A 21,863-nucleotide genomic window follows, 5' to 3' on the forward strand; every position below is an offset into this window, starting at 1 on the left:
TCCTCCCAATTGCTTATTAGGTTTTCTGTATTTTGGTACGGCGTCGATGAACCGGGGCGCCGAGACTGACGTCGGCCGATTCGGTCTCCGCCAGTTTCATCACCTCCGGCGAAGCCGCGACCTCGCCATGTTGCGCCAAGGCTTCATGGTTCGCTTCGATGTCGTCCAACTTGTAAAGGTAATTGACCATCAAGCCGTGGGACTGCCGCATCGCCTTGGCGGAGTGATCGGCGAGGAAGTTCAACCGTTCGAGGCGAGCGCCGTTGCCCAAATGAAAACGCGCCACAGGATCGACCGGCCGTCTGCCGGCGGCACGTTCCTTCACGAAATAGCGTGCAGCGAGTGGGAGGAGTACACCTTCGACGGCCCGCGCCTTCTGTGGATCATTCGCCCAGCTCGGATCGTCCAGCAGGTCGAGCGTCTTGATCGCCTGGTCACCGAGGCGCGAATCGGTCGCCTTGCGCAGTTTTGCCAGCCAGCCGGCGAAAGCAGGAGCCGGCGACAGCGTCACGAAGGTCTTCAGACTTGGAAGCTCGCGGCGCAAATCCTCGACCACCTGCTTGATGAGAAAATTCCCGAAAGAGATGCCGCGCAGTCCGTCCTGGCAGTTGGAAATCGAATAGAAGACAGCGGTGGTGGCGTCCTGGGCCGTGATCGGGGAACGGTTCTCGTCGAGCACATCCGCGATGGCGGAGGGAATCGCCTTGGTCAACGCAACCTCGACGAAGATCAGCGGATCGTCTGCGAGACGCGGGTGGAAGAACGCAAAGCACCTGCGGTCGGCAGGAGCCAGTCTCCGTCGCAGTTCCTCCCAGCCGGCGATTTCGTGCACAGCCTCGTATTTGATGATCTTCTCAAGGATGTCGGCTGGCGTCGACCAGTCGATCGGACGCAGGGTCAGAAAGCCGCGGTTGAACCATGAGCCGAACAGGTGCGCGAAGTCGGCATCGACGGCGCGAAACGGTTCCGTCGCATCCTTCATGGCTAGCAGGCGCTCGCGCATCTCCACCAGTCTTGCCGTACCTTTGGGGGCAAGGTTGAGCCTGCGCACCAGTTCCTGGCGACGCGGCTCGGCGGCTTGATGCAGTTCGATGACGGCATCCGAACTCCTGTCGCTGCGGTAGCGCTCGATGGCTTTGTCAAGCTTGGCGATGTCTGGGCCGAACTGTTCGTGCAGCATACGCACGAAGTCTTGCTGACCGGCCGCGTCCAGTTGCGCCCAGCGCTGATGGATCTCGGCGGCCAATGCCATGCCCGAGGCTTCGCCCCGGCTCGACAGCAGCATGTCGCAGAGTTTTTCGATATTGGTCTCAGCTGGGACCGGCCCGCTGCGCGCGCCTACCGCAAGCAGCCTACGGCCGCGATCGGTGATGCTTTGCACCATATCGCTGAAGAACGAGATGCCTTCCATGTCGGAGTCCCCCTGGCAACGTCGAATCGGCACAAATAGGGCCGTCCGCGCGCTCTCGATGCTTGCTGTTGCTCGGATGCGTTCGCCCAATTGTGTGCGACTTGCCTAATGTGGTATGGTTCCTAAACATTCTTGTGCGCAAAGTCAAGCATCTTGCATACAAGAATTGACCTCTTGCATTGAAAGGGCCCAAAGATGTCGGAGAATGTCGTTCAACGCCTGCGAGACGAGATCGAAAACAGCATAATCTCGAACGACTTCGCCCCCGGTGCGCGGCTAGACGAGGTGCAATTGGCCACACGCTTCGGCGTGTCGAGAACGCCGGTGCGCGAGGCGCTGATGCAGTTGAATGCGATCGGGCTGGTGGAGATCCGGCCGCGCCGGGGTGCCGTGGTGATCGATCCGGGACCGCACCGCATTTTCGAAATGTTCGAGGTGATGGCGGAACTTGAGGGTCTGGCCGGTTCGCTGGCCGCGCGACGGTTCACCGATGCCGATCGCACAACCATCTTGGCCGCGCATGCAGACTGCGAGCGTTCGTCCTCTGCTGGCGACAGCGACCTCTACTACTACGACAATGAACGCTTTCACAAAGCTATCTATGCTGCCAGCCACAGCGGTTTCCTCGCCGAGCAGTGCGTCGCACTGCATCGCCGTCTGCAGCCTTACAGGCGTCTCCAGCTTCGCGTGCGCAACCGCGTTGCCACCTCGTTCGCCGAGCATGGCGCGATCGTGGAAGCAATCCTAGCCGGCGACGCGGAGCGGGCGCGCACGCTCCTGCGCCAGCATGTCAGTATCCAGGGCGAACGTTTCAGCGATCTTGTAGCGACGCTGGCGAGCAGATAGTCGATCGTCCGGTGGTTCCACTGTGCTGTCCAGAATTATCTGTCGTTGTCCGGAATTAAGCCGGGCTTCGGAGGTCGTGCGCGGTACTGTGCGCACCATGGCAAACCGTGGGTCTACGCAGGCGGCCTTGCGGCTGCCGGTCGCCCGCATGCAACCATGGATGGCTGATTGAGATTGGAACCTGGTCATCTCCGAACCGCTGCCCGGCGGCTCGTATCTCAAGTGTCTCTCAGTATTCTAACGCGACAACAGGGTTTCCCCGTTCGCGCGCTTACTTCTCCTGGTCGCCTGCGGTTGGGGCTGACGGTCGTTTCGGCGCTCGTGCAGAAGCTTGAGTACATCGCTGGCGCACGACATGCCGCGAAGCGTGGTCTCGATCCGGGGAAGACGAATGCTGCCGAAGCCGCTGGTGCCGGCAGCGCAGTTCTGGAGAAGGTAGCAAAGCGCTCGTAGGGAGGTGTTCTCACCGTAGATGGCAATCGCTTCGTAGCTGTCGGTTCCCTCAACGTTGTGTTCGGCGCCTATCCTCACGCAGTCCTCCCGCGTCGGCTGGCCGATCTCGAAACGCATGCCGATACGGCTTTCGATCTGATCCATAGCGTGGGTGTCACGCCTCGTGCTCGCTAACCGATGGGTGTTACCCGCGAGCAGCAACGGGAAACCGCAGCGCTCCTGGAGATGCAGCAGCTCCCGCAGCACGGTGGGCGTGAAGTTCTGATATTCGTCCACCAGCAACGGGCGCGTTGGGCCGTACCGGCCGCCCAAAAAGTTCATGCAATCCTTCGCAAGATCGTATGTGTGCTTGCTGTCCTTTTGGACGCCGTAGGCGTCGTGCAGCATCTTGAACATTGGCCTGATGGCCCTGGTATGCTGCGCAACCTCACAGTAGGCAGCTCCACTCTGGTCGGCTATCCACCTGAGCGCTACAGTCTTTCCGAGTCCGGCTTTGCCGACCGCAAGCACTGGATATCGCATCTTGACCGCCACATCGAAGGCGGCGCGCATGATGAGCGCAGCGCGGGTTTCAACGAACATCGTCATCCCACGATCCTCTTCACCAAGTCCATCTGAGCGGCTATGCGCTCGTCCTGTTCGCGACGGCGCTCTTCGGAGCTCGAAGGCTTCTTCGGCATCACGATCCGGGCCGGCCGCTCAGACGGGTCGAGCAACATTTTGCCCGTCGGCTGGTTGGGGATGACGACAGGTTGATCCCGACCAAGAGAGCTGGCTCGGTTTGTTTGAACAGGATTTCCCGATTTATAAGTGGAATCCTACCTGTGTTTAGGCCGCTTCGGGAGCGTCATTGGGGTGAAGTAGGCCTCATCGGGCGTTCTGTCGTCAAGGCTCGAATGAGGTCGTCTCTGGTTATAAAAAGTCAGGAATTTACCGATGGAAGCACGTGCCTGGCTGACGCTTTCATAGGCATGGAGATAGACCTCGTTGTATTTGACGGTTCGCCATAGGCGCTCGACGAAGACGTTGTCGCGCCAGGCGCCCTTACCATCCATGCTGATCTGGATTTTCTGATCGAGCAGGATCTTGGTGAACTCGATGCTGGTGAACTGGCTGCCCTGGTCGGAGTTGAAGATTTCCGGCTTGCCATATCGGGCGAGCGCCTCCTCGAGTGCTTCAATGCAGAACGCCGTGTCCATCGTGATGGAGAGCCGCCAGGACAGAACCTTGCGCGTAAACCAGTCGACGATGGCGACCAAATAACAAAACCCACGTGCCATCGGGATATAGGTCAGGTCTGTCGCCCAGACCTGATTGGGCCGGGTGACCGGCAGTTTGCGCAACAAATAGGGATAGATTTTGTGCCCATCCCCGGGCTTGCTGGTGCGCGGTTTGCGATAAAGCGCCTCTATGCCCATGCGCTTCATCAAGGTTCGCACGTGTAAGCGGCCCGTTTCATAGCCCTCCCGCTTCAGGAGTTTTTGCATCAGCCGGCTGCCGGCGAACGGATAATCCATGTGCAATTCGTCGATCCGGCGCATCAGCTTCAGATCGGCGGCTGACACGGGCCGAGGCAAGGCGTAGACGCTGCCCCGGCTGATCCCCAATTCGGCAGCCTGCTTTGTAATCGGCAAGTCATGGTCGCGATCAATCATCGTTTTACGCTCGCCAACAGCCCGGCCTTGTCGAGCGCCGAGCCTAAAAAATCATTGGCCAGCGTCAATTCGCCGATCTTGGCATGAAGAACCTTCACATCGACCGCTGGTGCCGCTTTCTCCCCACCGTTAAACACGCTCGCGGCTCCCTCAAGAAGCTGTTTCTTCCAATCCGCGATCTGGTTGGGATGCACATCGTATTGCTGCTCCAATTCCGATAGCGTCTTTTCCCCTTTCAGGGCCGCAAGCGCCACTTTGGCTTTAAAACCAGCAGCATGGTTACGGCGAATTCGTTTCGGCATTTCAGCTCCTGTTCGTGAGCCACTCTGGCTCAGCTCAGGCAGAAATTCCACTTAAACCCCTGTTCAATTTTGAGCCAGCTCTGAAGCCGGGCTTGCAGGCGATCCATCGCGTGGGTGCTGTCACATTGATTGAGGGGTAAGGAAATTGAGGTAGCAGCGCGTCCATGACCGTGAGTGCATCGACCTACAAGAACCACCGCTATCCGATCGAAATCGTGGCCCGTGCTGTCTGGCTCTACTTCCGCTTCAATCTGAGCCTGCGCGATGTCGAGGAAATGCTGCTCGATCGCGGGATCGTCGTTTCCTACGAGACCATCCGCCGATGGTGCCGAAAGCACGGCCCTGATTATGCGCGCCGCATACGCCGCAAGGCACCAACGAAAGATGATGTCTGGCATCTGGATGAAGCGCCTGCTGACGCGACTTCTGAAGAAGCAGGGTCTGCCGCCAAAGCGTATGATCACCGAGCATAGCCCAAATCGTCCTGGCCATCTTGTTCGCCAGGGCGATCGCCACCAGCATACGTGGCTTCCTTGCCAGCATCTGCCCCAGCCAGGATCCCTTGGAGATCGACTTGCGCCCTAGCCAGTTCAGCCGTGACATCGCCCCGATGATGAAGCAACTGGCGAATGTCGGCTTGTCCTTCCTTCGAAACCCGTCCGAGCCTCTCCTTGCCCCCTGAGGAATGTTGCCGCGGGACTAAGCCCAGCCAGGCTGCGAAGTCACGGCCACGTTTGAAGCTTGCCATATCGGGTCCGAAAATTCTCGGTCGCCAGCGCCGTCAGCGGGCCGACTCCCGGCATTGTCTGCAGCCGTCGCGCCGTACCGGTCTGTGACGCCAGCTTCTTGAGCTGGCCCGTCTTGGCCTCGATCCGTTCCGTCTTCTGGGCAATCTGGTCGATGAGGTCCCGACACTCTTCCCGGACCAGCTCGGGCAAGATCCAGATCTGTTCGATCGTTGCGCCCATTCGGGTCGTCGCCTTCTCACACCCCCTTTACCGACGTCAGGCTGTTTCGTTCTGCACCTCAATCATGCAGCTACGGCCAACGCCGGATTCCGATAATCCTCTTTCTTGGTACCTCTGCGGGTCAATCGACCAACAGAGGACCCGCCAATGCCGGCTTGCCGCGATCCGCAGCTTCTTCCACTTCGTGGCCACCAGGGATCCCGCATCGATCGCTCAATGCGTCGAAATCCTTCAGCTCATGCCGAACTTGGAACACCGCTCGCATAAAGGCTTGAACAACCGGGCGGAGAATTCTCATCTGCCGTTCCGAAAACGGGAACGAACGCGACAGGGTTTCCGGTCGGTCGGCTCATTGCAGCATTTCGTGTCGATCTTCTCCGCCGTCCGAAATCTCTTCGTCCCATCCCAGACCAACCGCTCCGCAGCACAAATTCAGATCCATCGACGCCAAGCCATGGCCGCGTGGGAAGCCGTGAGTGCACGGCCTGCCTGAAAAGCGCGGTATCGGCCTCACGCGGCCACATTTCAAACAACGTGACAACGCCTTTCTTCCTTGTTAGACACGAATTGCGCAGGAAGTCGCGGCGGACGACGGTTGAACGTCTGGCGCTACCTCTGTCGCCGCGAGCTATATGGATCCGACCGCCCGAGCAAGCCTGCTGACGACACACACCCTGAACAGACCGGTCCCTATGAGCAGGCAGGCTACTCCATCTCGGGTCGTGTCCCATAAGGTTCTCTAATCGCCTTTGTCAACGGGCTCCTTTCTCCTCGTTGATGCAGCGCGTGCCGGGCTCAGGGTTCTCTCCGGGGTCGATCGCAAGGATCGCCGCATGTTTGCGTTGGAACGGGTGGGTCGAAGTGGTGTTCGCGGTTCCGTTGGACCGCATGCGTGGTAGCGACCTCATCCGTGCAGCGTCCCGGCAAGGACGCATCTCGGGAATTGGAGTTGTTAGGGAATCGAAAGCTCCTCCTCAGGCTGCAGCAGCAGAGTGGCGGAACGGCTCGTTCGTCTTCCACATGGCGTGGAGGATAACGGCGAGCTTGCGCGCCACCGCGATCTTCGCCTTTTTGAAGCCTGCGCCCTTGGCGGCGAGTCTTGATAGACCGGAATGCCGAGCTACCGGAGCATATCAAAGCCATTGCCCGCTCCGACCGAATATGTGCGGCGATGTGACGATCCAATTCTTGCGCGTCCGAGTTCTTCGCGCTCACACTCGCGCAGGCGCCAACGATCATCAAGGATGTCGCCACGGGACTGCGATCTGGGGCGATGTTGCCAAGGCGGTGGCCGCCCGATCGGTAGATGAACCCGAGGCGGGCGCGCCTTGATGCGTGATGATCTCAAGAGGGCATTGGCGCTGTAGGCCTCCTCCGCTATTTCGGACCACCAGGGGCCAATCCCGGCTCGGCTGCTGCTAACGTTGATATCAAAATCTTGATGATGGGCACCGACACTGACCGTTCAGGAGGGTGGCCATCCCTCGTCTGAGTCGCTCACCATTCCATCATCTTGAATAAGGTGTCGCTATCCGATGCTGGCCTCCGCCCGCCAGCATTTACACCCTCGTGAATTCCAATTTGATTCTGCTCAACCGCAGCATGCCCTAAATCGCCACCTGCGTCCCGATCTCGACGACACGTCCGGTCGGGATCTGAAAATACTCCGTTGCGTCGGCCGCCGTGCGCGCCAGTCCGATGAACAGCTTGTCCTGCCAAACCGGCATGCCGGAATTGGGCGAAGCCTTGAGCGAGCGCCGCGACAGGAAGAACGATGTCGTCATGATGTCGAACTTCCAGCCCTGCTTGCGGCAGATCGCCAGCGCGCGCGGGATGTTGGGCTGCTCCATGTAGCCGAACGTCAACGTCACTCGCATGAACAGCTCGTTGACCGTTTCCATCGTGACGCGCTCGCTGTCGGGCACGACAGGCTGAGGTGCCGTCACCACCGAAAGGATGACGTTCTGCTCATGCAGCGCCTTGTAGTGCTTCAGGCTGTGCATCAGCGCGGTCGGTGCACTGAGCGGGTCGCTGGTCAGGAACACGGCGGTGCCGGACACCAGCTGCGGCTTCTTCTTCAAGAGATTGCCGGCAAGGAAATCGAGCGGGATCTCGTTGCGACGGGTCTTGTCAAACAGATAGCGGCTGCCCCTCAACCACGTCCACATAGCCAGCACAATGGTGAAGGCCGCGGCCAGCGAAGCCCAGCCGCCCTCGAACACCTTGACGATGTTGGAGGCAAAGAAGCCGACATCGATGAAGCCGAACAGCGCCGTCAGCGAGACTGCCAGCCACAGCTGCCATTTCCAGATGCGCGTCATGACGACATAGAGCAGCACGGTCGTCACCAGCATGTTGCCGGTCACCGAAATACCATAGGCCGACGCCAGCTTGCTGGACTCACCGAAACCGACGACCAGCATCATCACCACCAGCGCCAGCAAGAGGTTGACGCGCGGCATATAGATCTGGCCGGACTGCCTTTCCGATGTGTGCAGGATTTCCAGGCGCGGCAGCATGTTGAGCTGCACCGCCTGCCTGGTCAGCGAAAAGGCGCCAGAGATGACCGCCTGGCTGGCGATCACCGTCGCGGCCGTTGCCAGCACGACCATCGGGATCAGCGTCCAGCCCTCGTTCATCTCGAAGAACGGATGGCCGACCACGCCGTTCTTTGCCAGCACGAAGGCGCCTTGCCCGGCATAATTGAGCAGCAGGCAGGGAAACACGATCGCCAGCCAGGCGAGCACGATCGGCTTGCGGCCGAAATGGCCTAGATCGGCATAGAGCGCTTCGGCGCCGGTGACCGCGAGGAAGATGGCGCCGATGGTAACGAAGGCGACGTCGGGCGAATTAATCAGAAAGGCGACGATGTAGTGTGGGCTCACCGCCCACAGGATTTCAGGATCGGCGATGATGTGGTTGAGACCGGAAAGGCCAATGGCCAGGAACCATACTGCGGTCACCGGGCCGAACACCAACCCCACCCCGCCCGTGCCAAAGCGCTGCACCGCAAACACCATGGCAAGGATGACCAGCGTCAGCGGCACGACATAAGGCTGGAAGGTCGGCGTGACGACATTCATGCCCTCGACCGCCGACAGCACCGAAATCGCCGGCGTGATGACGGCGTCACCGAAAAACAGCGATGCCCCGACGATGCCGATGCCGAGCATCAGCGCCGAGCGCTTCGGAAAACTGCCCTGCGCCAGCGCCATCAGCGACAGCACGCCGCCCTCGCCGCGGTTGTCGGCGCGCAGCACGAACATGATATATTTGATGGTGACGATGATCGTCAGAGACCAGATGATCAGCGACAGAACGCCGAGAATATCGGCGCGCTGGGCGACATTGCCGCCCGACGACGCCACCAGCGCCTCGCGAAAGGCGTAGATCGGGCTGGTACCGATATCCCCATAGACGACACCGAGCGCGCCCAGCATCAGAACCTTGGTGCTGTGCTGCTCGACTTCCGAATGGCTCGATTGTTCGACGGGTTCTGCCTCACTACCAGTATTGGTAAGGGCCATGGACGACACTCCGATAAGCGCGCGGTCCTCTACGCTTGCTGCACTGCAATATCAAGTGCCGTCGCGTAATGACTCCGTTCTGGCATTGCCAGTCTTCCGCTTGGCAGACTCATCAACCTCGAAGAGAGCGTGAGATCATTGTGAGACCATACTAAAGCTGCGGCTAGGACGCGCTCACCATGCTGTCTTGGCGGGCACGTTGTCGTCAGGTTCTCGACAGCTTCCCTATGTCAGATCCAAGCCCAGCTTCAAACGGGCTTGTATTGCTGAAAGTGAGAACGGATGGATTTCACCTCGACCAAGCGGGTGCGCGGACAATCGAACAGGACCGGCCTGCAAGAGAGCTCACGTGCGGCTCCGTCCGCAGGTGCGGCGGCATTTGAGCGGCAACTGAGCGAGATCGCCAATTCAGGTGGAGGTGGTGGAGCAATGCCGGCCGGCTCGGCGCCGCAGACGGCTCAGTCAACTCGATCCAGAAGGCTCAACAAGCGCCCTCTTCATCCCGAGGATGCTCTGCTTATTTCGGGGTTTGAGGAGGCCCTCATCAAGAGCAACGCCGCCGAGGGCACTGCCAGGACCTATGTAGGTACTCTTCTCAGCTTTGGCCGCTGGCTCTTCGCAAACAACAAAGATCCCATTAAGGATCGACTCGACAAGCAGTCATTGGCCGATGATGCGCGCGAGTTCATCGGAAAGGGCGATCCCGTGAGACTCCTTACGGCAATAGGTCATCTCCGGACCTCGCAGTCGACGGGGAGCGTCTTGCCGATCGCAGGCCGCGCTAAGTTGACTCCATATCCTCAAGACGCGGCTCTCATCGAAGAGTATAAAAACGAAGCCCCGACACATAGTAGCAGGAGGAATGGAACTGCTCTTAGGAGCTTCAGTGACTACCTGCGTCAAAACAACAAGAAGGGCATTTCTGGTCGGCTTTCCGACGGGGCGTTGGATGGAGATGTCAAGGGCTATAAAAAGAACGCCGATGATCAGAGCATCGGCGCCGCACTCGCCCATCTCCGAAAATCGCACGCCGGCGCTAAAGCGATGGCGCTCGAGCGCCATATTCCCTCCGTTCCTGATCCCGAGGACGCGGCGCTGATGGAGCCGAGGCGGGTCGGCGAGGCGATTGCGCAGCACAGCGCGTCGCCCGAAGCTGGCATTTGGCCAAAGGAGCTTGCTGCGGCAGCCCACGATCAGGATGTGCGTTTGGAGCTGATTGATGAACCCGGCCCGTCGTCTTCAGCGCCGCAGCCGGCTCAGTCAGTTCGGCTTCGCAAACAGCCTCTCTATCCCCAGGATGCTCCGCTTATTTTGGGGCTTAAGGGCGCCCTCCTCAAGGGCAATGCCTCTGAGCACACCGGCAAGAATACCGTACGGTCTCTTCTCAGCTTTGGCCGCTGGCTCTTCGCAAACAACAAAGATCCCATTAAGGATCGGCTGGACAAGCAGTCGCTGACCGATGATGCGCGCGAGTTCATCGGAAAGGGCGATCCCGCGAGACTCCTTACGGCAATAGGTCATCTCCGGACCTCGCAGTCGACGGGGGGCGTCGTGCTGATCCCAGGTCGCGTTGAGTTGACTCCGTATCCGGAGGACGCGGCTCTCATCAAAGAGTACAGGGATAAAGCACCGACGCAGATCGGCAAAGGTGATGCAAACGCTCTTAGGAGCTTCAGTGACTACCTGCGTCAAAACAACAAGAAGGGCATTGCTGGTCGGCTTTCCGGCAAGGCGTTGGATGGAGATGTCGAGGCCTATAAGGAGGACGCCGATGGTAATCGGAGCATCGGTTCCGCACTGACTCATCTCCGAGAATCGCACGCCGGCGCTAAAGCGATGGAGCTCGAGCGCCATATTCCCCCGTTCCTGATCCCGAAGACGCGGCACTGATGGAGCCGAGGCGGGGCGACGAGGCGATTGCGCTGCACAGCGCGTCGCAGGAAGCTGGCAGTTGGCCAAAGGAGCTTCCTGCGGCAGACCACGATCAGGATGTGCGTTTGGAGCTGATGGACGAACCCGGCCCGTCGTCTTCGGCGCCGCAGCAGACTCAGTCAGCTCGGCTTGGCAGGAACCTGCCTCTTTATCCCGAGGATACTTCTCTTATTTTGGGGCTTAAGGACGCCCTCATCAAGGGCAACGCCTCCGCGCTCACCGCCAGGGACTATGTAGGTTCTCTTCACAGCTTTGGCCGCTGGCTCTTCGCAAACAACAAAGATCCCATTAAGGATCGACTCGACAAGCAGTCATTGGCCGATGATGCGCGCGAGTTCATCGGAGAGCGTAATCCCAAGACCCTCTTTCTGGCAATAGATCATCTCCGAACCTCGCAGTCGACGGGGGGCGTAGTGCCGATCGCAGGCCGCGCTGAGTTGACACCGCATCCGGAGGACGCAGCACTCATCGCCGCTCTCATCAAAGAGTACAGAGCCAAAGCAGCGATAAAGACCGGCAAAAGGAATGCAACTGCTCTCAGGAGCTTCAGTGACTACCTGCGTCAAAACAATAAGAAGGGCATTGCTGGTCGGCTTTCCGGCAAGGCGTTGAATGGAGATGTCAAGAGCTATAGGAAGGACGCCGGTGGTGATCCAAGGATCGGTTCCGCACTGAATTATCTGCGACAATCGGACACCGGCGCTAAAGCGATTGAGCGCGAGCGCCACATTCCTCTCGTTCCTGATCCCGAGAACGCGGGATTGATCGAGCCGACGCGGGTCGGCGACGCCGCTGCGCAGCGCAGCGCGTCGCAGGAAGCTTTCAGTTGGCCAAAGGAGGTTGCTGCGGCAGCCCACGATCAGGATGTGCGGTTGGAGCTGATGGACGAACCCGGGCTGTCGTCTTCGGCACCGCAGCCGGCTCAGTCAGCTCGGCTTCGCAGGAAGCAGCAGCCTCGGCCGCAGCCGCCTCTCTATCCCCAGGATGCTTCTCTTATTTTGGGCCTTGAGCAGGCTCTCATCAATGGTGGTGTCGCCGAACTCACCGTCAAGAATAATGTAAGTATTCTTCGCCGGTTTGGTGGCTGGCTCTTCGCAAATCACAAACCGAGCCTTGTTGCTCGGCTCGACAGCAAGTCGCTGAGCGATGGCGGTGAGGTGCTCGAGTTCATCGGAAAGGGTGATCCCAGGAAACTCGTTGCGGCAATAGGTCATCTCCGGACCTTGCGGTCGACGGGCGTCGTGCCGATCGCAGGCCGCGCTAAGCTGAATCCTCCCCCCAGAACGTGACGCTCATCAACTCCGAAAACGCGGCACCGATGGAGCGGAGGCGGGTCGGCGACGCCGCTGCGCAGCACAGCGCGTCGCACCGGGCTGGCAGTTTGGCAAAAGAGCTTCCTGCGAAAGCGCACGATCAGGATATGCGTTTGGGGCTGATGGACGCACCTGGCCCGTCGTCATTTCTAGAGCCCGCCGCGCGCCATGACCAGGCACCGAATCCCGGAGAGTCCAATCACCAGCGGTCCCGGAACGAGCTGATGGGTGCACCTGCCTGGAGCAACCTCCTGCCAAGCGAGGAGGCCTTCATCGACGATGAGCATGACACAGCTGGGTTGAGGCCAGCGAAGAGGCAGAGGACCCTGGACGTTCCGCAAGGCCTTGCTGCAGAGCCGCAGCTGAACGGGATCGCTAATTCAGGCGGTCGCCTGCTGACGCCGGGCCCCACCCATCAACTGGGTGCATCGCCATGGGAGGCACGGCCGATGATGCAGGGGAGCGGGTACGAAGACGCCGCGGCGCCGCATGCGGTCGCGACGGCCGTCGGGGACGCCGCTGCGCAGCAGGGACCTGCTATTTGGCCATTGGTCCGCCCGGAAGGTTACGATCAGGATCTGATGGTTGAAGACGGCCCACCATGGTCCGGGGTTCCCCCTGAGCTGGCGCAGGACATAATCCAAGCTGGACGGCAGGAACCTGCCAGGTCCACGTCAACCTGGTCGCTGCAGATGCCGCTCAACATTGATTGGAGTATGTGGCCAGCGTCGGAAGCAGCGCCAGTGCACTATGTCAGGGCTCGCTCAGACGCCTACGGCGATTTTGAGGCAGCGGTTAATCCCAATCCGCCCGGGCCAGTACCGGGTCATCACCAGGGCGCTCGACAGCCCGGCTCGCCGCTGGCGCTTTCTCCGCTGCCGGCCTCCTCGGACGACGAAGCTATGGCGTGGTTGAGCGAGGAGTTGGAGCGGCGGCAGATGCTCCGCGAGACGGAGTGGCAGCCCATGATGCAAGGGACAGGGTCCGCCGCCGTCTTCAGGCCGGGAGGGCCCGATGACGTTCAGCTCATCCATCGCGGGCAACTTTCGCCGATGAGTGAAGCTGCGCCAGCGGCAGCGCCACCGGCAAGAACTACCCAACCCGCCTCGCCAGCAACCGCTAGGCTGCCAGAAACCTACCGCGGTCTTCCAGTGGTTGATCTGACGAGGCCAACCACCACCTCCTCCGATGCCCAGATCGGGGCGTCGCATCCGACAGCCTCTTCCAATGTCCCCGTGGGGTCGGTGCTTGGCGCCGACGAGTGGCTGAGCACCGACCATATCCAGAGGGATTACGATTTGCTGGAGGAGCGGCTGCGGGGGATCGATCCGAGGCTCGCCGGCCAGACGCAGTTGGTGGATCCCCTCATAGCCAATGGTCCCCTGCGCTTGCGCGGTTTCAGCGAAATCGATAGGGAATACGCATTGCACCGCATTGTCTATGATCAGGATGGCAACGACACAGCCGATTTCCTGTTCCTGCCCGTGAACAATGCCACTGAGCATAGCCTCGGCACCCATTGGTCGCTGCTGCTGGTTGATCGCAGCAACCGGGAAAGGCCGGTCGCCTATCACTACGACTCCCTCCAGCGAGAGGGATACAACGACGCGCCTGCAAGACAGCTCGCAGGGCTGCTGAACGCCACCTTGGCGCCAGCCCGCATGGCCAGACAGCCGAACCGTTATGATTGCGGCGTCTTTGTGGTGGACGGCACGCGGGCGCTGGTTCAACGACTGGTGGACGGGCAGCGGCCGGACCACGAGCCGCTGCACCTCGACAACCTCGTCGCCGATCGGCAGGCGCTGCAAGACCGGCTGAGCTTGCCGCCGGAGCTCCGGCCGCTGTTGGCATTCGAGCCAGCGGAAATCTGGCGACTGTTGGATGATGAGCCTGCCTCCCCTTCGCCGCCAATTAGTTCGACCTCACATGCGCGAACGGACGGTGTTCATCAGCCGACCCAGGCGCCGTGGCTCCCTGAACGCAAAAGATAACTATTAACCGCGACCATGCGCGTCCTGGTTCGCATGCTCGGCTTTGATTGGCCTCCGGAGGGGCGTTGGTGCATGGGTCCGGACTTGAGCGGATGTCGATCTTTGAAGCGGCAGACTATGCCGTGGCCGCCTTGCGGGGGGCGGATTTCGGGCGTGCGCAGGCAAGCATGCGGTTGAGGACGGCGCAGCCGATGGCGACTTCGGTCTGCTGAACGGGAAGCGACCGTGCCCGCAAAGGCCGCCCGATGGTGGACTTGTATCGCCCTATGGCGGTCTCGACCAGCGAGCGTTTGCCATAACCGTTGGAGACCTGCCATTTCATCCGGCCGTCTCTGCCGATTGCGGCGATATGCTGGTCCCTTTGGCCGGCAGGTCTATCGTCGAATGGTTCGACCGCGTTGACGCGAGGCGGAATGACGATTGCGGCGGCAGCGCTGTGATCGATGACTGCGTCGTAAGTCGGTTTTCCGTCATAGGCGCCGTCAGCAGTAAACTGTCCGATCGGACCGCCAATCTGGTCGAGCAGTGGCTCAACTTGAGACACATCGCCAGTGTCCTGATCAGTCAGGGTATGGGCAATGATCTCGCCGCTGTCGGCATCCAGTGCCAGATGCAGCTTGCGCCAACTGCGACGGGATCTGGCGCCGTGCTTCTCCTCCAGCCACTGACCCGCGCCGTAGACCTGCAGGCCGGTGCTGTCGACAAGAACATGCACTGGTCCCTCCGGCGCAACCCGGCGATCATGCCGTTTGTTGGGCGATTGCCATGTCCGCGCCCGACGGCTCAGGGTGGTATGATCGGGGACAGCGAGCGCCAGCCCCATCAGTTGCAGCACCGATTCCAGCAAGCCTTCTGCCTGGCGCAGCCGCAGGCCAAACACAAGGCCCAGCGTCAAGGTGGTCTCGATCGCCAGATCAGAATAGCGGTGCTGGCCGCCACGTGTCTTGCGTCTTGGCGCTTGCCACCTGGACAGGGCTTCCGGCGTCACCCACAGGGTCAAACTGCCGCGATGACGAAGTCCTGCCTCATATTCTGGCCAGTTCGTCACCCTGAACTTCATCTTCTCAATATGATGGCGGCGGCTGGTATTGGGGTCGGAACAAGATGGGGTGGTTGCCGCCCTCCCCAGACGGCATCGCAGTGTGCCAGAGTTGTGATCCATAAAGGTCACACAGCGGAGAGGACGGCAAATGAAGAATATAATGATCGGGATTGATCTGGCAAAAAATGTTTTACAGCTCCACGGGGCGTCGATGACGGGCGAGGTACTGTTTCGCAAGAAGTTGTCGCGCGGGCAGTTTCTGCGTTTCATGCAGAGCCAGCCGACGGCTGTTGTCGTCATGGAGGCTTGCGGCAGCGTCCACTACTGGGCACGCGAGTTGATGTCGCTGGGCCATGAGGTCAAGCTGATCGCACCACAATATGTGCGCCCTTTCGTGAAAATATGGTCAGGTGAGCATATACTGCGGCAGTGCAGATCGCTATGCGCGGTCTGAAATTCGCGGGCCACAACTCCCTCGTCCGAGTACGTGTGGCACCGTCGCTCCTAGAGGCGGTCCGCAACCGGTTAGACGAGATCCCCCCGACCGCGACATCGCGCGCCGTCGTCGACCTGATCGCCGACGCGCGCGTAAAGGATGCGGGATGCATTCTCGAGACCGATGCCGGACTGGTCGACGCCACGATCGAGAGCCAGCTTGCGGCGATCGAAAGCGGCCTGCGTAGCGCCCTACTAGACTCTGCAAAGCCAAACCATAGTGATGTCGGAACACCAAGGTGATGTCCGAGCCAGCCGAGCCGACGGACGCTATTTCCCCCGAGCACGAGAACATCGATCGTTTCTTCCAGCTCGCAAAACGAGCAGTTGCGCAGGCTTCGACAATGCACGTCCGCGGCCGTGTCCTCCAGATCGTTGGAACGGTTAAGCGTGTCTGTGATTGCTGCGCCGTCGGCAGCGACGATTTCGCAGGCCCCACATTCGCGGTGACCGGCAGTGTTTTGTGGCTGTAGCGACGCGGCGCCCAACTCGCGGCCATTCTCAAGGTTATCGCCACGCGCAAGTCAGGTTTGCCCATGACTGCATTGACCGCTGCCGTCATGTCCTTCTCAGCCTTCGCGTGGGTCAGGCTGCCGCGCTTGAAGCCTTGAATGACAGTGCGCTCGTCTGGTTGGTCGTCGAACGGACGTGTGCCGATGGTCAGTGGAGCAGGCGAGTGAGAGAGAACATCAATAGGCGTGTCGCCAATATTTTCGCAATGCTCTAATCGATTAGAGTTGTGAAGAGCAATTTTAGCCCGTTTACTTGCGGCTCAAGTCACGCATAAAAGAAGGTGGCACCGAATCGGTAGCTTATCCCCTGTCTTTTGCGTACCCGCGGTCCGTGGCGCCGAGTGGACGATTGAAGACCGCCGGTCTCACTAGCAGGTGGGCACAAGGGCTTGGGGCCGGTTGGCAAGCCACAGGAGTAGGACAAATGTCGAAGGATTCGGGTAAGGGCGATAATCACGGCGGCGGGCCAGGCAAGATCGAGATCACGGTGGTGGTGAACGGCCAGCCCACGCAGGTCGAAGCCAATCCCAACCAGCCGCTTCACGTCGTTCGTACCAAAGCCCTTGAGAACACGCAGAACGTCGCCCAACCGGCCGAGAATTGGGAATTCAAGGACGAGGCCGGCAACCTGCTCGACGCTGACAAGAAGGTTGGCGATTTCGGTTTCGCGAGCATTGTGACCCTGTTCCTCAGCCTGAAGGCGGGTGTAGCAGGTGCCTGAAATCCAAACTGTGGACCCTGCGGTCTCGCGAGCGAAGTTCGATCGGCAGATCGGCTGGTTCCAAACACAAGCAGGTGCTTACCGGGCTCAGGGTTGTTTCCTGATCGAGGCGAGCTTCCCTACGGCCTTCTTCATCTTCGCACCGCCCAAGATAAAGCCCCAGATAATCGGTGCAGCTGTCCAGATTGACTTCTCCAATTACGACCTCCGACCTCCGTCGGTGGTCTTCGTCGACCCCTTTACGCGCCGGCCGATTGCCCGGAAGGATTTACTGTTAAGGATGCTAAGACGACCGCATCTACCCGGAACCCCACCGGATATGATTTCGGTCCTCATGCAGCAGAACGCTCTGTCGCTATCGGACTTCATCCAGGCCAATAGTGCGGAACACACCCCATTCCTGTGCATGGCAGGCGTCCGGGAATACCACGACAATCCAGCCCATTCAGGTGACTCATGGCTTCTCCACCGGGGTTCTGGCGAAGGCTGTTTGGCCTTTATCCTGGACAAGATCATCAAGTACGGGACCGGCCCCGTGGAGCAGCTTCAGTATCAGTTCCAAATCTCAGTGGGAGCCATGGTAGTACCCCTACCGGCCATCCCGGAATGAGCGCTTTGACGGATGTAACGACCGTGACTCTCCCGCGCGGCTGCATCTCGACCACGCATGCGCATCTGCGCTCGGTTGGTCGCGAGGGCAATGAGGGGATGGCGCTCTGGGTCGGCGTTCAGGAAGACCAGTATTTTGCCGTAACAGAGACGGTTATCCCGGCGCAGCGTCACATTCGGACGGGCGATGGTGTTTGCGTGATAGTTCCGGCCGAGGAACTACACCGGCTCAATGTCTGGCTCTACAAGAGCGGCCTGAAACTCTTGGCCCAGATCCATAGCCATCCGGGCCGAGCCTACCATTCGACGACCGACGACGCTTATGCGGTTGCTACCACGGTTGGGTGTCTGTCGCTGGTAGTGCCGAATTTCGCCCGCGAGCCTTTCGATTTTGCTCGGGTGGCCGCCTATCGGCTTGACGGAAAGGCCAACTGGAATGCGCTCCCTTCCGCGGCACTGTCGCGAATGATCACGATAACGAGTTGAACAATGGCATTCGCTAACTTCATCGACCGTGCCGCCACGGCGGCATCGCAGGTCCTGGCCAATTTTCATCTGGAAGACTTCAAAACAGCTCTTCAAAAGCAGGTCGTGGCCGTCGCCTTCGACGATCAGGCCGCTTCGTGCGCCGAAGGCCAGGCGACACTAGATCTTGCAGTGAGATTGCTCGCCAGGCTCTATCCCGTTCTGGCGATACTCCCGCTGGACCGCGCGGCGAGCTCTCAAGCCCAAGCGCTGGAGCGCTTGGCAAAGTCGATCAATCCAAAAATCGGCATCCGGCGTTCCGGCAAGTCTGCCACGGTCTGCGTAGTTGCAGGGGTGTCGCGCCCATCACTCCGGTGCCCGACCTTTTTCATGGGATCGGACGGTTGGGCGGCAAAGCTGTCGCTTACGGACCCGGTGGGCTCTGGCCCGAGTTTGCTGCCCTATGGAGCTGGCGCCGCCAGTTGCTTCGGCGCCGCCAACGTCTTTCGAACCATCTTCGCCGCCCAGCTGACCGGCGCCGAGTTGGACGAAAACATCGACCTCTCCTTATACAGCTACGACAAGACCAAAGCCGGCGAGGCAGGCCCGATCGACTTCCCTGTCGACCTTGGCGAAACGCACCTCGTTGGGCTCGGCGCGATAGGCCATGGCTCGCTTTGGGCCCTAGCGAGACAGCCCGGCCTGTCGGGTCGCCTGCATGTAATCGATCCCGAAGCGATCGAACTCTCAAACCTGCAGCGCTACGCATTGGCCGGCCAGGCGGAGATAGGCATGTCCAAGGCGGTCCTTGCAACCACCGCCCTTCGATCGACCGCCCTCAAGGTCGAGGCGCATCCGCTGACGTGGGCAGAATATGTTGCGCGCCGGGGCGATTGGGTCTTCGACCAAGTGGGTGTGGCGCTTGACACCGCCGCCGACCGTCTGGCTGTCCAAGGGACTCTGCCCCGATGGATCGCGAATGCCTGGACCCAGGAGCACGATCTCGGGATCTCCCGGCATGGTTTCGATGACGGCCAGGCTTGCCTTTGTTGCATGTACCTGCCGTCCGGGAAATCCAAGGACGAGCACCAGTTGATTGCCGAGGAACTCGGAATACCGGAAGCACACGAGCAGGTGAAAACGCTTCTGCAGACCAATGCCGGAGTTCCCAACGACTTTGTAGTTCGGGTGGCTACAGCGATGGCTGTGCCGTTTGAACCGCTAGCCCCGTTTGTTGGCCAGCCCATGCGCTCCTTTTATCAGCAGGCTATCTGCGGCGGTCTGGTGTTCCAGCTCAGCGATGGAAGTCGCCTCGTTCGAACCGTAGTTCCGATGGCCTTTCAGTCAGCGCTTGCCGGGATTATGCTTGCCGCGGAGATGGTCAAACATAGTGCGGGTTTTCCCATGAGCCCGACGACGAGCACTCGGGTGAATCTTCTGCGCCCGCTTGGCTCTCACTTGCACGATCCGAAGGCCAAAGATTCCAGCGGCCGCTGCATCTGTAGCGACGACAATTTCATTGCCGCTTACAGGCGCAAATACAGCAAGAGCGTTGAACAGCTAAGCGATGTCTCCGCCGCCTAAGCAGACGTAGACGTCTCTGTTGCCGGGGGGCGGCGGCTTGTGCGCGTTAGGATGTGGGCGCCACTATGACACGCTTGGCCCGCTCCTCTGGCGGCCGATGGTCCATGAAATCCCCTCCCCGCTCACGATCCCGGACACCTCCTTGCCTATGTGCCGCTCGAGCACGGGCCGCCATGGCACCAGTGTGAACTCGCGCGACTTTTCAACGACGGCATGTTTTCCGCTGGCAAGCTCTACAGAGCGGCGGAGAGTACCCTCTACTCGTTCTCCGGATCGCGCTTCAGCATAGGGCAGACCAAGTTCCTCCGACAGTTGGCCGGCAACTCGATTCAACTCTCGCTGGCGCAGGATCGAAAGCATGTTGGCGCGATAGACGATCCGATCCTGTTCCTCGTGCGCGAGGCCTTGCGCGATCAGCCACTGCCGCCGACGGGCTTGGGCATCTCTCACGTCACGGCCGAAGCCCGATCTGTGCAAAGGCTCGGGTCTCCCGGCAACCAGCTCCCGGTCCAGCCAGGTGACGCCGTCAAAACCGACCTGCCGCTCCAGCGGCATCGAAGAGAGCCTGCCGACGATTACCGGTTCAGCCTTTGCGCGCTGCCGCTCGTATTCCGATGCGCGCTCAAGGTGATCCGGCGCGATGATCCAGGTGCCGTCGGCCTGACGCTCCACACCGTTGGTTGCGCGGCGGATTGCTTCAAGCCGCCGCACGTGTGTTTCGGCGAAGCGTTCGGTGGCGGACGGGTGATGCTTGAGATGGATGTCGATGTTGTAGCGCCCGTCGTGGGCGGCGGCGATCTCGGCGACGGTCCGGTCAACTAGCCTGGGCTCGGTGTTCCTCGGCGTGACACGCACGATGCAGCCGTCGGGCATCGGTTCTGTCGCCTCGCCTCTGCCGATGTCGATCCAATGGCTTTTGCCGTCCACGCCGTCGACGATCAGGTAGTGCCGGTCGTTGATCTCGTCAGCCAGCCCGCGCGCGACAACGCGGCCGATGACCGGCTGGCCTGGCTCGCTGGATCGATCGTGGATCACACAGTCGGCGGCACTGCGGTCGAGCCCGTTGCAAGTCAGCTCGCGATGCATGGTCTTGATGATGTCGCCGCGCTCCCCGATGCGGCGCAGCGTGGGCTCGAGCTCATCATCCAGGCGCCAGCGGCCCGACCCGATCTCTTCGGCGAGGCCCATCCTCTCCAGCTTGCGCAGACGTCCCTGTTGCAAGGTCTGACGAAAGGCGTCGCGGCGGTCCGGCGAAACAAGCCCGTCGTCGCGCATGCGTATCAACTGGCGGTCGATGCTGGTGAAGCGTTCCTGCTCCGTCTCCTGGCGCAGGCGCTGCTCGATCTCGCGGTCGGTGCGGGGACCGAGGTCGAGGCTCACCAGCTCGGTCGCGCGCTCTCGCAGACCAGACGAAATATACTCCCGCGCGATGACGAGATTCTCACTGCGGTCGTCCTTGCCACGGACAATGATATGCGTGTGCGGGTGGCCGGTGTTGAAATGGTCGACCGCAACCCAGTCGAGCTTCGTGCCGAGATCTTCTTCAAATCTGCGCCATGAGGCGCCGCGTGAGCGGTTTGAGGTCGTCATACTCAATGCTGTCTTCGGCTACGACGATGAAGCGGAATTGATGGCGGTCGCCATCAGCACGGTCGAAGAAGTCCTTACCGTTGGCGCGATCGCTTTTGGCGCCATAAAGCTCGCCAGGCGCGCCTTCCCGGGTGACGCCATCGCGCTGGATGTAGCGCAGATGCGCACGCGCCCCGTCCTTGCCCTTGCCGGCGAGCTTGACGACCCTGGCCTTGACGACTACCCGCCGCTGCCGAAAAGCAGCATACCGGTCGCGTGATTTCAGCAGCGCGGCGGCCGCTCCACCTCGCCCCGTCCGGCTTCCGTTGAAGCGGCCTCCGCGCTTGGGCCGGCCGCCGGCTCGGTTGATCGCCGTCCGGATCTGGCCGGCGTAACGTTTGCCTGCCTTTGATCCGCGGGAGCCGATTTTTGCCCAGCTTAGGCGTGAATTTCGTCGTCCTGCATGCC

Annotated in this window: 15 protein-coding genes and 6 pseudogenes; 13 read left to right on the forward strand and 8 right to left on the reverse strand. The window is 60.5% G+C overall.

Annotated features, from left to right (window positions below; all coding sequences use genetic code 11):
- Positions 1 to 16 precede the first annotated feature (16 nt).
- The gene (locus tag HB777_37550) at positions 17 to 1,411 is read right to left on the reverse strand and encodes a malonyl-CoA decarboxylase (GenBank protein QND69404.1); all 1,395 of its coding nucleotides are present in this window, start codon (positions 1,409 to 1,411) and stop codon (positions 17 to 19) included.
- Positions 1,412 to 1,606: 195 nt separating this feature from the next.
- On the opposite strand from HB777_37550, the gene HB777_37555 reads away from it, so the two are divergent.
- On the forward strand, positions 1,607 to 2,257 hold the full coding sequence (locus HB777_37555; GenBank protein ID QND69405.1) for a GntR family transcriptional regulator: 651 nt from the start codon (positions 1,607 to 1,609) through the stop codon (positions 2,255 to 2,257).
- 237 nt (positions 2,258 to 2,494) lie between these two features.
- Here HB777_37555 and HB777_37560 read toward each other — a convergent pair whose 3' ends face one another.
- Positions 2,495 to 2,989 carry a hypothetical protein gene (locus HB777_37560; protein ID QND69743.1) on the reverse strand — a complete coding sequence of 165 codons (495 nt, stop codon included), beginning with the start codon at positions 2,987 to 2,989 and terminating at the stop codon, positions 2,495 to 2,497.
- A 135-nt stretch (positions 2,990 to 3,124) separates the two neighbouring features.
- Between HB777_37560 and HB777_37565 the strand changes: the two genes are divergently transcribed.
- Positions 3,125 to 3,328: a hypothetical protein gene (locus HB777_37565; protein QND69328.1), complete on the forward strand. Its 204-nt coding sequence runs from the start codon at positions 3,125 to 3,127 to the stop codon at positions 3,326 to 3,328.
- Positions 3,329 to 3,528: 200 nt separating this feature from the next.
- Here the strand turns inward: HB777_37565 and HB777_37570 are convergent.
- A protein-coding gene (locus tag HB777_37570) for an IS3 family transposase (GenBank protein QND69406.1) occupies positions 3,529 to 4,667 on the reverse strand; the annotation gives its coding sequence in 2 pieces (ribosomal slippage) (positions 3,529 to 4,418 and positions 4,418 to 4,667; 1,140 coding nt in all).
- Between the two features lie 164 nt (positions 4,668 to 4,831).
- Between HB777_37570 and HB777_37575 the strand changes: the two are divergent.
- A pseudogene (locus tag HB777_37575) lies at positions 4,832 to 5,135 on the forward strand (IS6 family transposase).
- Here HB777_37575 and HB777_37580 read toward each other — a convergent pair.
- A pseudogene (locus tag HB777_37580) lies at positions 5,133 to 5,605 on the reverse strand (transposase). The pseudogenes HB777_37575 and HB777_37580 overlap by 3 nt on opposite strands.
- A gap of 151 nt (positions 5,606 to 5,756) precedes the next feature.
- The gene (locus tag HB777_37585; GenBank protein ID QND69329.1) at positions 5,757 to 5,933 is read right to left on the reverse strand and encodes a hypothetical protein; all 177 of its coding nucleotides are present in this window, start codon (positions 5,931 to 5,933) and stop codon (positions 5,757 to 5,759) included.
- On the opposite strand from HB777_37585, the pseudogene HB777_37590 reads away from it, so the two are divergent.
- A pseudogene (locus tag HB777_37590) lies at positions 5,868 to 6,128 on the forward strand (IS6 family transposase). The gene HB777_37585 and the pseudogene HB777_37590 sit on opposite strands and share 66 nt — an antisense overlap.
- 1,114 nt (positions 6,129 to 7,242) lie before the next feature.
- Here the strand turns inward: HB777_37590 and HB777_37595 are convergent.
- Entirely contained in the window at positions 7,243 to 9,162 is a 1,920-nt protein-coding gene (locus tag HB777_37595) for a potassium transporter Kup (protein ID QND69407.1), read from the reverse strand.
- A gap of 282 nt (positions 9,163 to 9,444) precedes the next feature.
- On the opposite strand from HB777_37595, the gene HB777_37600 reads away from it, so the two are divergent.
- Complete coding sequence (locus HB777_37600) at positions 9,445 to 11,052, forward strand: hypothetical protein (protein ID QND69408.1); 1,608 nt, start codon at positions 9,445 to 9,447, stop codon at positions 11,050 to 11,052.
- Positions 11,052 to 14,398 (forward strand): annotated as a pseudogene (locus tag HB777_37605) (hypothetical protein). Before HB777_37600 ends, HB777_37605 begins: the two are co-directional and overlap by 1 nt.
- Positions 14,399 to 14,513: 115 nt before the next feature.
- Here the strand turns inward: HB777_37605 and HB777_37610 are convergent.
- Entirely contained in the window at positions 14,514 to 15,458 is a 945-nt protein-coding gene (locus HB777_37610; protein ID QND69409.1) for an IS5 family transposase, read from the reverse strand.
- Positions 15,459 to 15,588: 130 nt separating this feature from the next.
- Here HB777_37610 and HB777_37615 point away from each other — a divergent pair.
- The 7 genes and pseudogenes from HB777_37615 to HB777_37645 all read left to right on the forward strand — a co-directional run bounded on the left by HB777_37615 (position 15,589) and on the right by HB777_37645 (position 19,826).
- Positions 15,589 to 15,840, forward strand: a pseudogene (locus HB777_37615) (transposase).
- Between the two features lie 41 nt (positions 15,841 to 15,881).
- Positions 15,882 to 16,178: a hypothetical protein gene (locus HB777_37620; protein QND69410.1), complete on the forward strand. Its 297-nt coding sequence runs from the start codon at positions 15,882 to 15,884 to the stop codon at positions 16,176 to 16,178.
- Positions 16,178 to 16,408 (forward strand): hypothetical protein, encoded by a 231-nt coding sequence (locus HB777_37625; GenBank protein QND69411.1) that lies wholly within the window; start codon positions 16,178 to 16,180, stop codon positions 16,406 to 16,408. The genes HB777_37620 and HB777_37625 overlap by 1 nt, the downstream gene beginning before the upstream one ends.
- Before the next feature lie 463 nt (positions 16,409 to 16,871).
- Positions 16,872 to 17,168: a DUF2604 domain-containing protein gene (locus HB777_37630; GenBank protein QND69412.1), complete on the forward strand. Its 297-nt coding sequence runs from the start codon at positions 16,872 to 16,874 to the stop codon at positions 17,166 to 17,168.
- A complete protein-coding gene (locus HB777_37635) occupies positions 17,161 to 17,778 on the forward strand; it encodes a hypothetical protein (protein QND69413.1) in 618 nt (205 codons plus the stop codon). Before HB777_37630 ends, HB777_37635 begins: the two co-directional genes overlap by 8 nt.
- A complete protein-coding gene (locus HB777_37640) occupies positions 17,775 to 18,263 on the forward strand; it encodes a hypothetical protein (GenBank protein QND69414.1) in 489 nt (162 codons plus the stop codon). The genes HB777_37635 and HB777_37640 overlap by 4 nt, the downstream gene beginning before the upstream one ends.
- 3 nt (positions 18,264 to 18,266) lie before the next feature.
- Positions 18,267 to 19,826 (forward strand): E2 ligase fold family C protein, encoded by a 1,560-nt coding sequence (locus tag HB777_37645; GenBank protein ID QND69415.1) that lies wholly within the window; start codon positions 18,267 to 18,269, stop codon positions 19,824 to 19,826.
- A 63-nt stretch (positions 19,827 to 19,889) separates the two neighbouring features.
- Here HB777_37645 and HB777_37650 read toward each other — a convergent pair.
- A pseudogene (locus HB777_37650) lies at positions 19,890 to 21,860 on the reverse strand (relaxase/mobilization nuclease and DUF3363 domain-containing protein).
- Positions 21,861 to 21,863: the final 3 nt, after the last annotated feature.

It is taken from the genome of Mesorhizobium loti (assembly GCA_014189435.1).
In the GTDB taxonomy this organism is placed as follows: Bacteria; Pseudomonadota; Alphaproteobacteria; order Rhizobiales; family Rhizobiaceae; genus Mesorhizobium; species Mesorhizobium loti_G.

Excerpts from the sequence above, each read along its gene's own strand:
- HB777_37565 (QND69328.1), top strand. The coding sequence starts at position 3,125 with ATGCTGCGCAACCTCACAGTAGGCAGCTCCACTCTGGTCGGCTATCCA.
- HB777_37595 (QND69407.1), bottom strand. The coding sequence starts at position 9,162 with ATGGCCCTTACCAATACTGGTAGTGAGGCAGAACCCGTCGAACAATCG.
- HB777_37550 (QND69404.1), bottom strand. The coding sequence starts at position 1,411 with ATGGAAGGCATCTCGTTCTTCAGCGATATGGTGCAAAGCATCACCGAT.
- HB777_37610 (QND69409.1), bottom strand. The coding sequence starts at position 15,458 with ATGAAGTTCAGGGTGACGAACTGGCCAGAATATGAGGCAGGACTTCGT.
- HB777_37640 (QND69414.1), top strand. The coding sequence starts at position 17,775 with ATGAGCGCTTTGACGGATGTAACGACCGTGACTCTCCCGCGCGGCTGC.
- HB777_37585 (QND69329.1), bottom strand. The coding sequence starts at position 5,933 with ATGAGAATTCTCCGCCCGGTTGTTCAAGCCTTTATGCGAGCGGTGTTC.
- HB777_37630 (QND69412.1), top strand. The coding sequence starts at position 16,872 with ATGTCGAAGGATTCGGGTAAGGGCGATAATCACGGCGGCGGGCCAGGC.
- HB777_37555 (QND69405.1), top strand. The coding sequence starts at position 1,607 with ATGTCGGAGAATGTCGTTCAACGCCTGCGAGACGAGATCGAAAACAGC.
- HB777_37645 (QND69415.1), top strand. The coding sequence starts at position 18,267 with ATGGCATTCGCTAACTTCATCGACCGTGCCGCCACGGCGGCATCGCAG.
- HB777_37620 (QND69410.1), top strand. The coding sequence starts at position 15,882 with ATGCGCGGTCTGAAATTCGCGGGCCACAACTCCCTCGTCCGAGTACGT.
- HB777_37625 (QND69411.1), top strand. The coding sequence starts at position 16,178 with ATGTCCGAGCCAGCCGAGCCGACGGACGCTATTTCCCCCGAGCACGAG.
- HB777_37600 (QND69408.1), top strand. The coding sequence starts at position 9,445 with ATGGATTTCACCTCGACCAAGCGGGTGCGCGGACAATCGAACAGGACC.